We start from the raw sequence: 13,768 nt of genomic DNA on the forward strand, positions 1-13,768 counted from the left end.
CCAGCCACGCCCGTAGTCCGACCGGCGGGTCTCCGACCAGCCGACCTAACCCAACCCCACCGATGAAAGGGACATCAACTCGCAGAACGCACTCTCAGAAGCCTGGGCCTTCTCCGTACCCGCATCTCAGAGGGCTGATCTGCCCTCACGGCTCCAGGCGGGCGGGCCGGACGGCTCACAGGCACGACCACCGCCACCCGCACCCGCGCCTCACCTGCGCCACACCGCGCCGCGCCTCACCTGCGCCTCACCTGCGCCACACCGCGCCGCGCCGCACCCAGCGCCGCGCCGCACTGCACCAGCGCCGCGCGGTGCCGCACCAGCGCCGCGCTCATCTTCACGGAGATCGCCTCTTGCCATGGAGCGGGCCTTGCACCTTCCTGGCCGCTCACCCCTTGTAGGGCAAACCCCGCATCCTTCCTGGGGTGCTTCCCCTTGCCACGGAACTGCGCTGGACCTATCCCGGGTCCGCTCGCCCTTCCCTAGGAGCGGACCCTCACGCGATGGCCGTCGCCATTTCACAGCGCCATGCCTGTGACCAGGTCAAACTCGTAGACCACTCCCGTGGACGCAACCCGCCTGTGACCGGGTCAAAACCGTACACAACTCCCATTGACGCAACCCCTTCACCCTCCTGGGGCCTTTCGCTCGTCCTGCAGAGGGCCCTGCACCCACCCTCTTGGGCTGCTCGTTCTTCCTGCAGCGCGGACCCGGTGCTTTTCTGGGCGGCTTGACCTTTTCGCGGGCGGAACCTGTGCTTCCCTCGGGCCCCTCGCCCCTCCGGCGGGGAGGATCCTGCGCTTTCCTGAGCCGCCTACGCTTCCCACCGGCCGGGCCATGCGCCGACAACGCCCCCCATCCGGCTCGCAGCATGGGACGCGGGACATCCTCAGCGACAACCGCAGCCCTCGCCCCGGCGTCGACCCGACAGGTGCCGTCCGACCTCCGACGTCTGCCCAAGTGGCAGGGGTGTCCGCCCGCGTGGCAAGGGCGCCCGCTCCGTGCCCTCCTGAGGCCGCTCACCCTCATCGCAGCCCTTCATCCTCAACGAGACGCCAGCCCTCGGAGGACCATGCGACGTGACTGGGAGGTGACCCGCCGCCACCTGCGAACTCAATATCCTCCCCTGAGAAGCGGCCTGAGAAGCGGCCTGAGAAGCGGCCTGAGAAGCGGCCTGAGAAGCGGCCTGAGAAGCGGCCTGAGAAGCGGCCACTCGGCCCGACCCACACCCACGTTATCCACAGGCTCTCCTCCTCCCACCGCCCTCATCCACAGAACCCCGTTCGGCCCCACCCTCACCACCCCGCATCCACGAAGGTCAGTGCCCAGACCCACCCCGCACCACCCACCGGACGGAGCTGGCACATGACACCCGAGAGCAAACAAGAGCTGGGCAAACGCGGCGAAGAGGTAGCGGTGACCTACCTGGAGGCCGAGGGCATGAAGGTGATCGAACGCAATTGGCGCTGCCGCCACGGCGAGATCGACATCATCGCGGAAGACGGCTCCAACCTCGTCGTGGTGGAGGTCAAAACCCGATCGAGCAGATCACACGGCACCGCTCTGGAATCGGTCAGCCCCGCCAAACTCGCCAGGCTCCGCGTGCTCGCGGCCAAATGGCTGGCCACCCGCACTGAAACGTACAAAGCAGTCAGGGTAGACGTGATCGCCCTCGAACGTTTCGCGGGTGACTTCGCGCTGCGTCACGTACGGGGGGCGATCTAGTGGCCGTGGCCCGCACGCGCAGTGTGGCCCTGGTTGGTGTCACGGGCCGTACGGTGGAGGTCGAGGCCGACGTGGGCAACGGCCTGGCCGGCATCCACCTCATCGGCCTCCCCGACACGGCGCTCAGCGAAGCCCGCGACAGGGTCAGGTCGGCGATGGTCAACAGCAATTATCCCTGGCCGGACGCCCGCATCATCGTCAGCCTCTTCCCGGCCAGTCTCCCCAAACGCGGATCACAGTTCGACCTGGCCATCGCGATGGCGATACTCGGTGCGGCCGGAGTGGTTCCCGCGGAACGAATCGCGGAGCCGTTCTTCCTCGGAGAGCTGGGGCTCGACGGCCGGATCAGGGCCGTACGCGGCGTGCTGCCCTCGGTCCTGGGCGCGGCCAAGCACGGAGACGTCACGGTCGTGGTCCCGGCGGCGAACTCCGCGGAGGCCGTCCTGGTGCCTGATGTGAAGGTGGTGCCCGTCTCACACCTGCGCCAGCTCGTGGAGTGGCTGCGGAAGGGAGACGACCCGCCCAAACCCGAGACCGATGAGTGCCCGCAGCCGCCCACGCCCTCCACCACGTCCGACAACCTCGATCTGGCGGACGTGGTGGGCCAGCCGGTCGCCCGCCGAGCCCTCGAAGTGTGCGCGGCGGGCGGCCACAACCTCTGGATGCTCGGCCCGCCCGGCACCGGCAAGACCATGCTCGCCGAGCGCCTCCCCACCCTCCTGCCGGACCTGGAACTCGACCATGCCCTGGAGGTCACGGCCATCCATTCGGTAGCCGGAGCGCTGCCGTCCAGCGCCCCCATGATGAGCCGGCCGCCGTTCGTCAGCCCGCACCACACGGCGACCTCGGCCGCGATCATCGGCGGCGGCAGCACGATCGTCCGCCCAGGAGCAGTCTCCCTGGCCCATCGCGGAGTGTTGTTCATGGACGAGGCGCCCGAGTTCCCGCGCCATGTCCTCGACGCGCTGAGACAGCCCCTCGAATCCGGCCGTGTGACCGTCTCCAGATCCGCCGGGTCGGTCACGTTCCCCGCCAGATTCATGCTCATCCTGGCCGCGAACCCCTGCCCCTGCGCCCAGGCGGAAGACCAGGGAGGCACCTGCAGATGCACGCCCATGACGCGCCGCCGCTACCTCGGCAGGCTCTCCGGCCCGCTGCTCGACCGCATCGACATGAAGGTCACGGTCGCGCGCTCGTCCAGACGCGAGCTGCTGGCAGACCGCCAGTTCGTCGAGACGAGTGAAACGGTGGCCGAACGCGTCCTGGTGGCTCGTGAACGGGCCGCAAAGCGCCTGGCCGGCACCCCGTGGCGCTCGAACGCCGAAATCCCGTCCTCCGTCCTCCACGCCGACTACCGCCCGTCCGCCGAAGCCATGCACCCCATGACGTCCTGCCTCGACTCGGGCACCCTCACCGCCCGCGGCCTCGACCGTGTCGTCCGAGTCGCCTGGACCCTCGCCGACCTGGCCGACAAGGACGTCCCCGGCCAAGACGAAACCAACGCCGCCCTCAGCTTCTGGCTCGGAGTGGAGTCATGACCTCCCACACCAGCAGTGTCGAGGACGGCGCCACCTCGCTCCAGCAACGTCGAGGACGGCGCGCCCTCGCACTAGCAGAGCCGAGGATGCCGCCGCCTCGCACCAGCAGTGTCGAGGACGTCGCGACTTCGCACCAGCAGTGTCGAGGAGCTCGCCACCTCGCACGAGCAGGACCGAAGGCGTCGCCATCGGACGCGGCCCCCCTCACGCACTGGCAATGACGATCGCACCCGCCCCTACTCCACGGTCTGAGTCAGCTCCACCTCGCAGATCACGTGAAGGACGGAGATAGCACCGCTGCAAGCAGCATCGACAAGAGGGACCAGCTCCAGGCCGGAGCCGGCCCTGACCGACGCGACCAATGCCTGAACCGGGGCGGGGCCACTTCGCGCCGTCCCGGTAGGGCCAAACGTGAACCGTCATAGCCATACGCACACCCCACCGCGCCAGAAACTTCCAAACAGGCCGAACCGCCCGCTGCACAGCGACCCGGAACCCCTGCACCTCACGCACTGACCGATTGGAGCCTTCGACTGCACCTCGCACAATGACCGACCGGAGCCTCGACTGCTCCTCACGCACCGATCGGTCGGAACCCCGACTGCACGTTGTGCAGCGGCCGACCGAAGCCTGACTGCACGTCGTGCGGTGACTGGCCAGGCCTCGACTGCACTTTGCGTAGCGGCGGGCCGAAGCCCCAACCCATGACCATCGCACGCCTCATACAGCCCCGAACTGCCACCCGGAGCCTCGCCATGATCACCGTATGCCCAGCGCCATCCCAAGCCGCCACCCCGAACACGCCCCTCTCATCCCTGGCACGCACCAGCCCCACGACGCCCCCCGCGCCCGTTAGGCCCGTCGCACGCGTCATACCGGCTACGTTCGAAATGCCGCTCGGCCCCGGTACGCCGCTCGGCCCCGGTATGGCGGTCGGCCCCGGTATGGCGGTCGGGCTCGATACGCCGATCAGAGCCGATAGGCCGAGCAGAGCCAGTGAGCCCCTTCAGTGCCTCATGCTCGCCATACGCCTCGCTCCTGCGACTCCTCCACCCGCAGGCGCGGTCATCACCGAATCAATCGCACCCACCGAGCGCGACCACGTCCGGACAGAGGTTCTTTGCTGCACGAGACCCGGAAGGAGACCAGACCCCGTAGGAAAACCAGGACTGACGTGGAGGCCGAGCCTGTGATGGAGATCAGCATCGAGACAGCGGCCAGGAGCCGTGCGCCAGAAAACCACGCGCAAGTCCAGGACCACACCCGGACCGCAGACAGTCGGATCGCAGACAGTCGGACCACCGACAGCTGGGCCGCCGACAGTTGGGCAGCTGACAGCGGGCCCTCGCAGTCACCCGGGGAGATAGAAACCAGGACCGCATCAACGACCTTCACTCCTCCTCCTCCAAGGACCCCTGATTCCTCTCCGGCCCTCAGACCCTCTGAGAGGTTCGAGGTTCCGCACGGACCTGCAACCTCTCCTGCCGTAATCCCGGGCCGCCCAAGCGAGCCCTCCGAGACCGCTGAAGTATCTGGAAGGGTCAAGATCGACGAGTCTCGGGAACCCTGCGAGACCTCGCCAGGAGCCCATGAATCATCCGGAACGTCCGAGATTGCCGGACCCCCTCAAAGCGCCGTCACCGTCACCGCAGCAACTGAAGCCCCAAACGCCACCAAGGCAAACTGCACACCCACCACCGCCTTCGTCGCGGCCTCAACCGCCCAGGCAGAGGCCGAAGCCAGAGCCGCTCTCATGCGAGCCGCCGACGTAGGCGATCCCGTCATGGGCCGTCTCGTGGACCAGTACGGCGCTCAGCAGGCAGTAAGGGCGATCCGTTCTCGGGCCCTGCCACCGGAGTTCACCGCCCGAGAAGCCGAGCAAGAACGCCCACCCGACCTCGCAGCACGCCTGAACACCTGGTACGCCCGCCTTGCGGCCTCCAACCCCGCAGCGGATGTCGAGGCAGGGAAGAGGTCCGGAGCCAGGCTGATCATCCCAGGCGACTCGGAGTGGCCGACGCAGCTGGACCAGCTCGGAGCGGGCCGCCCCCTGGCGCTGTGGGCTCACGGCACCGCGGACCTCCGCTTCTCCTGCCTCAAATCGGTGGCCGTAGTGGGAGCCAGAGCCGCCACGTCGTACGGTTCCCACGTCGCGGCGGAGTTCGGCGTCGGTCTGAGCGAGTCGGGATGGACCGTCGTGTCAGGCGGAGCGTTCGGCGTGGACGGGGCCGCGCACAAGGGCGCGCTCGCCGCGGGTGCCCCGACGGTCGTGGTCCTGGCCTGCGGCGTGGACATCTGCTACCCGAGCAGCCACGAGGCCCTGTTCGCGGCCATTGGACAGCAGGGGGTCTTGATCAGTGAGTGCCCGCCCGGCGTCCATCCGACCCGAGCCCGCTTCCTCATCAGGAACCGCCTGATCGCCGCATTGTCGCGAGGTACGGTGGTCGTCGAAGCGGCCCTCCGCAGCGGCGCCCTCAACACGGCCTCCCATGCCCTGACCCTCACCAGACACCTCGGGGCGGTGCCGGGCCCGATCACGTCGAGCATGTCCGCCGGCTGCCACAGACTCCTCCGCGAACGCAAAGCGGTATGCGTCACCTCCCCGGAGGACATGATCGAGCTCGTGGGCGTACTGGGCGACGACCTGACCCCACAGATGAGAGCCCCCGCCGTCCCCAGAGACAGACTCAACGAGTCGACGAAAAGAGTCCTGGACGCGGTACCCACCCGAGGCGGCGCAGGACCGGCATCGATCGCGGTAGCCGCCGGCGTCGGCCTGGACACGGCGTTGAGCGCCTTGGGCGGCCTGGCCGCCGCAGGCTACGTCGAACGAAGCACCAAAGGCTGGCGCCTGCGCAAACAACAAACCGCCTACCGCAAAGCCCTCGACTCCGCCACCCTCGAACCCCCACCCACGCCGGAGCCCGACCCAGCGGAAGTCCCGCCGTTCCCGGAGGACTTCCTGTGACCAGTGCAGGGCTGCCCCAACCCACGACCTCGATCACCTACGCACCGCCACCACGTACCGGATGGGGCCAAAGCGGTCTGCCAGCAGGAGGCTGAAGACCTGGACGATGGCATGCAAGCGGTCAGACGGTGCCCCACAGCACCCAGGCTACGGCGCTCCGCGACCGCCGGACGGCACCCCGCCACATCCCGACTACGGCACCGCACAGGATCCGAACGATGCGGACCTGCCAAGGCAAGGCCGATCGACCAGGTGAAGGCGTGAGGTCGGCTCGATACGACCCCGGCCCCATTACAACGGCATCCCGTGGTGGGCTACGTCCACGGGCATGGGAGTGGTGTACGAGTTTGACCTGGTCACAGGCGGGGCCACCGTGAAATGGTGACGGCCACCGTTTGATCCTTGGAGGGCCCTGACGAGACCGGAGAACAGAACGATGGCCGCAAGAACAGTGTGGCTTCTGACTGCGCACGGGTGAGGCAGAACGCCCATCGGTGGCTCCTACTTTGTCGGCCCTCCATGAGCGCGCACTTTATGCAGATCGGCGGGCTCACGCTCGTGCCCTCCTCCTTTCCCGTCAACCAGCTTGTTGCGGGGGTTCAATCGTGCTCAGGGTCTGTCTGGGCGGAGGCTGATGGTTCGACAGGGAACATGATCGGGCTCAGGAGGTACTGCGTGCGGTCAGGGGCGGACGGGTTCGCCAGATGGGGAACGATGGCGCGGCGCAGCTCACTGATCAGGTCATGGAGTTCGTCGGTGTTGAGCCAGATGGCATGTTGCCGGTATCCGACCAAGTCCTCGACCGGATCCGCGCCCTCCCGGCTGAGATAGGTGTTGAACTCGGCGAGCAAGATCGCCATGGCTGTGGCGAATCCGCGACGGTGATCGTCAACGGACAGCGTTCTGAGGGCGGCCTCGTCGATCACCGCGAGGTCCTGGCGGAGGCGATAATGGCGCTCCACCGCTCCTCGCACCCGCCGTTCGTCCGCCACCTCGAGAACTCCCGCTGACACCAGCACGTCGATGTGGCGGTAGAGCGTGGCCTTGGAGACATCGGGGATTCGTGTGCACAACTCGGCCGTTGTCAGCGTGCGCCCTCCCCGCATGGCGTGCACGACGCGGAGCCGTACCGGGTGCGCCAGGAGGTCCAGTGAGTCCATCGCCTAATGATTTCATATGTGTTACCTTTCGCAAATATGAGAAAGGTGGTGAGTGGTCATGGGGGATGCGTGTGCGGTAGCCGTACGGGTCGCGCAGCTTGCCCGGGATGGGCGCTTCGCGGAAGTCGTCGAGCTGTTTGAACCGCCGCTGCGTGCTGTCGTATCGGAGCAGGCGTTACAGGTTGCCTGGGAAGCGGAGGTCGGGAAGCGCGGTTCGGTGTCCGCACTCGGGGAGCCGGTCGGCCAACCGGCCGGAGCTGGGCTGATGCAGGTGAGCGTTCCCATCGTCTGCGGGGACGGCGTGCTCGCGCTGGTCATGGCGGTCGACGACGCTGGGCGACTGCATGGGCTTCGTCTCGCCCCAGGCACCACCAGCGTGTGGGCACCGCCGGCTTACGCCGTGCCCCAACGCTTTACCGAGCGCGACGTCATGATCGGTTCCGGACCTCTCGCCGTACCGGGAACGCTCACCCTGCCGCACAGCGCGGCACAGACTCCAGGCGCGGGACAAACGCCGAGCGCAGGACGGGGATCGGGCCCGGCACGGACTCCGGGCGCGGAACAAACACCAGGCACAGGACATACGCCAGACGGGGGACGGGCATCGGGCCCGGGGCAGACGTCGGGTACAGGACAAGCACCGGGCGTGGTGTTGCTCAGTGGGGGAGGACCGTTCGATCGCGATGAGACCAGCGGGCCGAACAAACCGCTCAAGGACCTCGCGTGGGGCCTGGCAAGTCGCGGCGTGGCCGCGCTGCGGTTCGACAAGGTGACATACGCACATGTCCAGGCGGCTGACGCGCCGGACTTCACGATGACGGACGAGTACGTGCCGCACGCGGTCGCGGCCGTACGTCTTCTCCAGAGCCAGGACGGAGTGGATCCGGAGCGGATCTTCGTCGTCGGCCACAGCATGGGCGGCAAGGTCGCTCCGCGAGTGGCGGCCGCTGACGCCTCCATCAGGGGCCTGGTGATCCTGGCGGGCGACACGCAGCCGATGCACCACGCCGCGGTGCGTGTCACTCGCCATCTCGCCTCACTGAGCCCGGGCCCGGCCGCGGAGGCAATGGTGGAGGGCATGGTGCGGCTGGCCGCGACGGTCGACAGCCCTGACCTGTCGCCCTCGACGCCTTCCGAGGCATTGCCGTTCGGGCTATCGGCCACGTACTGGCTGGATCTGCGCGACTACGACCCCGTGGCGACTGCGGTGGCGCTGGACAAGCCGATGTTCATCCTTCAGGGAGGGCGCGACTATCAGGTGACCGTCGCGGATGATCTCTCGGGATGGAAGGCAGGCCTCGGGCATCGACCGGACGTCACGATCCGGGTTTACGACGCCGACGACCACCTGTTCTTTCCAGGCGACGGACCGTCCACCCCGGCCGACTACGAATCCCCGCAGCATGTCGATCCATTGGTCATCGGTGACATCGCTGCCTGGGTCTCGGCGGCATAGGAAGTCGCTGGCTTGATTCGACGGCCCGGCTTCGGCGCAGGAGCCGGTCGTCGATCACTCGCTGCGTGCCCCGAAGGTGAGAGGACGTGCCACATATCTGCGGGTGCATGGGCCGAAGGGTGGGGGCGTGGCGGGTATGAGGGGGCGCGGCCGGAGGTGGTTGCGTGCAGTGTATGGGCGGGTGTGTGAAGCGAAGGTGATGAAGCCGTGATGGGTGTGGGTGGGCGCGGCTGGAGGTGGGAGGGCATGGCGGGTTAAGTGGGCGCGCGTCTGGAGGTGGGGCATGCAGCGTATGGGCGGTTGCAGGCGGCGAAGGTGACGGAGCGTGGCGGGTGTGGGTGGGCTCGGCTGGAGGCAGGGGGCGTGCGGTGTATGGGTGGGTGGGTGCGTGCGGCGAAGGTGAGGAAGCGTGGCGGGTATGGGTGGGCGCGGGTTGGAGGTGGGAGGGCGTGCCGGACGTGAATGGGTTTGGGATGGAGGTGGGAAGCGCAGCGGGTAGTTGGGGGTGGTCGGAGGAGTGCGTGAGGGTCTTGAGTGGCGGTGGGTGTGCCATGTGGTGGACGTTTGAGGGGACGGACGCGGTCGGATCGTGATCGGAGGGCGACGTGGGCGTGGACGATGTGAGCGTGGATAGGGAAGAAGTGGTGACCGAGTTCGGGCGGTATCTACGGCTCGAACGCGATCTTTCGCCGCACACGGTCCGGGCGTACTTGACCGACGTCAACTCCCTTCTCGATCACACGCACGGGGTGCTGGAAGGACTCGATATCGGGGCGCTGAGGGAGTGGCTGGCCGGGCAGCATGCGGCGGGAAAGGCGCGAGCCACGCTGGCGCGCAAGACGGCTTGCGCGCGCACCTTCACCGCGTACTGTCATCGCCGCGGCTGGTTGTCGACGGATCCCGGGTTGCTGCTGGGAAGCGCCAAGGCGCCCAGGCCGCTGCCCGCCGTACTGGATCAGCGGCAGGCGGAGGCCGCTCTCGACGCTGCCTCCAGCGAAGGCCCTAAGGAACTGCGGGATCAGGCGCTTCTGGAGCTGTTGTACGCCACGGGCGTGCGGGTGAGTGAACTGTGCGCGCTCGATGTCGACGATGTCGACCGCGAGCGGAACGTCGTCAGGGTGATGGGCAAGGGGCGCAAGGAGCGTACGGTGCCGTTCGGGCTGCCTGCTCTGCGCGCATTGGATCGGTGGTGCATCCACGGGCGGCCGCTGTGGATGAAGGCTGGAACCGGGCCGGCCCTCTTCCTTGGGGTACGGGGTGGACGTATCGACGCGGGCACCGTACGGCGAGTGGTGCACGCGCGGCTGGCACAGGTGGAGGGCGCGCCCGACCTGGGGCCGCATGGGTTGCGGCACAGTGCGGCGACGCACCTTCTTGAAGGCGGTGCCGATCTTCGCAGCGTGCAGGAGTTGCTTGGGCACGCGTCCTTGAACACCACCCAGATCTACACGCATGTATCGATCGAACGGTTGCGGGCGGCGTATCGGCAGGCGCATCCTCGGGCTTGATCGAGGAAGAGGGCAAGGACGAGGGGGCGGATAGGTTCCCCTACCGCGTAGGTCGACGACCCGCGGTCGATGCGCGAGAACGGCTACTAGGTTCACGTTGGTCGGGTGGTACGACTATCGGACCCACGTTGGTCGGTCTGCTTTGAGCACCTAACGCGAAGGAACGAGGCGCTCGCAGCCGGTGGCTTGGCCGTTCTCATCAGCCCTTTGGCCGTGGGGCGGGGTTGCAGAGATGGGGAAGGGCCATGGACCGAGCAGGTTGCTGCGATGGATGTCGCAGGGGTTCGCCAGTCAGCTCGGAGGAGGGTGGTGTCGAGGAACTGGATTTCGGAGGCGACGTCGTTCTTTACGGTGCTGGCCTCGTACAGGGCCGTGCCTGGGTGTTCTGACCCGGCGCTTGCTGCGTCTGCGGCGTGTTGGGCTGCGCAGGGTGGCGGTGAGCAGGAGGAGCACGGCTCCCAGAAGTATGCCGACGCCGATCGTGGAGGCAGAGGTCAGCTGGGTTGAGGTTGCGTGCAGCAGAGGCCGGATCGGGGATGTTGGGCGATGGCTGACGGCTAGCGAGGCTGTACCTGAGGTGGTAGCGCTCTTGTTGCTGTCGCTGTCGCTGTCGCTGTCGCTGTCGCTGCCAGGGCCATGGCCAGTGCCGGAGGTGGCGGGGGTGGCGGTGGGGTTTGCGGCGGTGTCGTTCACGGTTGTCGTTGTGGTGATGATGCTGGCGCTGGCGGTCCTGCTCGCTGCTGCTGCCGTCGCCGTCGTCGTCGTCGCCGTCGTCGCCGTCGGCCTCGCCCTCGTGCTCGTGCTCGTGCTCGTGCTTGTGCTCGTGGTGACCGTGACGTCGGCGGTTGCGACCGCGATGATCTTGTCGGTGTCGGTGTCTGGGTTCTTGTTTCGGCCTGGTTGGGTGGTCGGGTTTGGGGGCGGTTGCGTGGTCGGGCTCGTGTTGGGTGTGGCGTCTTCCTGGGCGGCCTTGTGGCGGAACGACGCGAGCGTCATGGCCAGGAGGCTGAGGCTTGGCGCAACTGGGGATGCGGTCAGGAACAAGGCCGGTGGGAGTGCCGTCGGCGGTTGGGTTGCGGTTTCCGTTGAGTAGGGCGGTGTTTCTACCTGCGGAAATGGGGCTGAGAGGTGTGCCGCTGATGGTGGGAGTGACGCTGTCGAGGGGTTGAGCGGGGTTTGTGGGCGTGTGGGTGGGGCCGGCTCTGCGCGGGGGAGGGTGAGGGCGTTCGAGGGCGTTGCTGTGTGCAAGGAAGGCAAGGTCTGGTCAGGGGGAGGATGCTGGGGGCCGTTTGTCTTGGTCGTTGGTAGAGACCAGAAAGGGAGGAGGCGGATGGGGGCTTGGCCGAGGAGGGCGAGAGGGTTGAGGTAGCGGGTGTTGCGGAGCAGGCCCCAGTGCAGGCATGACTCCGTGCAGTGGGGCTTCGAATCTTCGAGAGTGCCGATCTTGGCGCCCGCTGTGATGGGCTGGCCACGGCGTACGGATGCTGTGACGGGAAGGTAAGTCGTGCGGAGGCCGTCTGGGTGATCTATGGCGATCACGCCTTTTCCGGCGACGGGGCCGGCGAAGCGGATCGTGCCCGAGCCTGAGGCGAGGACGGTGGCGGAGACCGGGGCGGCCAGGTCCACGCCGCGGTGGCCGGCCAGCCAGGGCTCCGGAGGTGGGGTGAAACGGCGCACGATCCTGGGGTGTCCCTCCAGAGGCCAGCGCCAAGGGGGCGGGGAGGCTCTGGCTGGAGGAGTGAGGATGGGCAGGATCAGGGTCGCGGAGATGAACGTGGTCACGATGGCTGCCCTGATCGGTGCCGGGCTTGTCCAGGGGCGAGGCCGTGGTCGCAGTTGGAAGTGCATCGGCGGAGGAGAGGCGGGAGTTGGAGAGGCGGCGGGGGAGGTGGTGTTGACGTTCATGCGGGGGAGTTTGGCGGGGGTGGCTTGCGGCGCGAGGTGGTGAACGTCGTTCTGTGGATATCGGGAGCGGCGGAAGGGTGCCTGTGGATAACGCGGTTGCGGAATGATGAAGGTGAGGCATGATGGTCACGCCTGCTGCGGGACGGCGGGCCGACTCGATCAAGTGGTTCGTGGGCTACACATGTGATGGCGCTGAAGTTGCGTGGTCCGGAGATGACGGCTTGGCGCGGTGCGGACGTAGAGGTGACGTCCAGATCCAGATGGTGCTCAGAGCGATGCCAGCGGCGCAGATGAGGATGACAGGGCGCAAGCCGATGAGTTCGGCGACCAGACCGCCGGCGAGGCCGCCCAGGGCCAGTACGCCTTGAACGGCGAAGGTCATGGTGGCGTTGACCCGGCCACGGAGTTCCGGGGACGTTTCCCGGAGGATGATCGCACCCATACAAGTGGCGAAGGCGACGACAATGCCGCCGGTCAGTGTGCCTGTCAGGACGAGTATCGAGATCTTCCACCACAGGGAGCCGTTCAGCAGACCCACTGCGAGGATCTCCATGGGGAAGAAGATCACTGCGATGAGGAGGATGCGGTCCTCGCCGTAGCGCTTGGACAGGCGGGCGGTTGCCCACGCGCCGAGCAGGCCGCCGGCGCCGCCCAGGGCGATGAGGACACCGATGAGGCTCTTGGGGATGTCGAGCGTGTTCAGCATGTAGAGCATGTAGACGGCGGTGTAGGCCATGGCGAAGAAGTTGATGGTGACGCCTGCGCCCAGGAGGGCGCGGAGCACGGGGTGGGTGACGCTGGCCTTCAGGCCTTCCATGACGTCCTGCCACATGCCTCGGGAGGTCGTGGCGGTGTTCTTCTCGGGGGTTCGGATGGAGCGGAGCAGCAGGGCCGAGGTCAGGAACGACAGGGCTTCCGCCAGTACGGCCAAGGGAGCTGTGAGTATTTGCACCAGAAGGCCGGCCAAGCCGGGGCCGCTGACTGATGCGACGGAGTAGGAGGCGTGGAAGCCGGCCATCGCCTCGGTGCGCTGGGTCGTGGGGACCACGGCTGCGATGTGGGGGAAGTTCGCCGCTTTGAAGAGCACGCCGGCCGTACCGATCACCAGTGCCACGACGATCAGCCAGACGACGTTCAGTATGCCGAGGAGCCAGGCGATTGGGATCGTGGCTGCGGCCGCGCATGAGACGAGTTCGCAAGCGATCATCATCGGGCGATGACGGGTGAGCCGGTCGGCGATGGCACCCGACTGGAGGCCGAACGCGAGAGCGGGCACCGAGGCGGCGGCGGTCAACATGCCCATTTGGGACGGGGATGCGGTCAACAGGGTGATCGCGGTCAGTGGGATGGCCAGTTTCGATACTTCTGAGCCGGTGATGGAGATCGTTCGGGCGGTCCAGAGCAGGCGATAGTCGCGTTGCTTTCTCAACGGAGTGGGTTGGGGAGCAATCTCAGCGGCAGCTGGGGGGCTGGGCCGGCGGGCGTCAGCCTTGCCGGTCCCGGTGAGT

General features: G+C 67.4%; 8 protein-coding genes and 1 pseudogene. 6 read left to right on the top strand and 3 right to left on the bottom strand.

What is annotated here, in order from left to right:
• Positions 1 to 1,365: 1,365 nt before the first annotated feature.
• The 3 genes from AB0C28_RS49840 (at position 1,366) to dprA (ending at position 6,231) form a co-directional block, all read left to right on the top strand.
• Positions 1,366 to 1,725, top strand: coding sequence for a YraN family protein (locus AB0C28_RS49840; protein ID WP_357857915.1), 360 nt, complete (start codon positions 1,366 to 1,368; stop codon positions 1,723 to 1,725).
• Entirely contained in the window at positions 1,725 to 3,263 is a 1,539-nt protein-coding gene (locus AB0C28_RS49845; RefSeq protein ID WP_358083541.1) for a YifB family Mg chelatase-like AAA ATPase, read from the top strand. The genes AB0C28_RS49840 and AB0C28_RS49845 overlap by 1 nt, the downstream gene beginning before the upstream one ends.
• 1,753 nt (positions 3,264 to 5,016) lie before the next feature.
• Complete coding sequence (dprA, locus tag AB0C28_RS49850; RefSeq protein WP_358083543.1) at positions 5,017 to 6,231, top strand: DNA-processing protein DprA; 1,215 nt, start codon at positions 5,017 to 5,019, stop codon at positions 6,229 to 6,231.
• A 599-nt stretch (positions 6,232 to 6,830) separates the two neighbouring features.
• Here dprA and AB0C28_RS49855 read toward each other — a convergent pair.
• A complete protein-coding gene (locus AB0C28_RS49855; RefSeq protein ID WP_357857925.1) occupies positions 6,831 to 7,391 on the bottom strand; it encodes a helix-turn-helix domain-containing protein in 561 nt (186 codons plus the stop codon).
• A gap of 58 nt (positions 7,392 to 7,449) precedes the next feature.
• On the opposite strand from AB0C28_RS49855, the gene AB0C28_RS49860 reads away from it, so the two are divergent.
• The 3 genes from AB0C28_RS49860 (at position 7,450) to AB0C28_RS49870 (ending at position 11,448) form a co-directional block, all read left to right on the top strand.
• Entirely contained in the window at positions 7,450 to 8,847 is a 1,398-nt protein-coding gene (locus AB0C28_RS49860) for an alpha/beta fold hydrolase (RefSeq protein WP_358083667.1), read from the top strand.
• A 641-nt stretch (positions 8,848 to 9,488) separates the two neighbouring features.
• Positions 9,489 to 10,355, top strand: a complete 867-nt coding sequence (locus tag AB0C28_RS49865; RefSeq protein ID WP_358083670.1) for a tyrosine recombinase XerC — start codon at positions 9,489 to 9,491, stop codon at positions 10,353 to 10,355.
• Between the two features lie 466 nt (positions 10,356 to 10,821).
• Positions 10,822 to 11,448 (top strand): hypothetical protein, encoded by a 627-nt coding sequence (locus tag AB0C28_RS49870; RefSeq protein WP_358083676.1) that lies wholly within the window; start codon positions 10,822 to 10,824, stop codon positions 11,446 to 11,448.
• A gap of 275 nt (positions 11,449 to 11,723) precedes the next feature.
• Here the strand turns inward: AB0C28_RS49870 and AB0C28_RS49875 are convergent.
• Positions 11,724 to 12,260 (bottom strand): annotated as a pseudogene (locus tag AB0C28_RS49875) (M23 family metallopeptidase); the annotation flags it as partial.
• Between the two features lie 175 nt (positions 12,261 to 12,435).
• The gene (locus AB0C28_RS49880; RefSeq protein ID WP_357857934.1) at positions 12,436 to 13,689 is read right to left on the bottom strand and encodes an MFS transporter; all 1,254 of its coding nucleotides are present in this window, start codon (positions 13,687 to 13,689) and stop codon (positions 12,436 to 12,438) included.
• Between the last annotated feature and the right edge of the window lie 79 nt (positions 13,690 to 13,768).

The sequence above is a fragment of the Nonomuraea sp. NPDC048892 genome, assembly GCF_040649735.1.
Taxonomy (GTDB): Bacteria; Actinomycetota; Actinomycetes; order Streptosporangiales; family Streptosporangiaceae; genus Nonomuraea; species Nonomuraea maheshkhaliensis.

Coding starts and splice junctions, on each gene's coding strand:
- AB0C28_RS49840 (WP_357857915.1), top strand. CDS start 1,366: ATGACACCCGAGAGCAAACAAGAGCTGGGCAAACGCGGCGAAGAGGTA.
- AB0C28_RS49855 (WP_357857925.1), bottom strand. CDS start 7,391: ATGGACTCACTGGACCTCCTGGCGCACCCGGTACGGCTCCGCGTCGTG.
- dprA (WP_358083543.1), top strand. CDS start 5,017: ATGCGAGCCGCCGACGTAGGCGATCCCGTCATGGGCCGTCTCGTGGAC.
- AB0C28_RS49870 (WP_358083676.1), top strand. CDS start 10,822: ATGCCGACGCCGATCGTGGAGGCAGAGGTCAGCTGGGTTGAGGTTGCG.
- AB0C28_RS49860 (WP_358083667.1), top strand. CDS start 7,450: ATGGGGGATGCGTGTGCGGTAGCCGTACGGGTCGCGCAGCTTGCCCGG.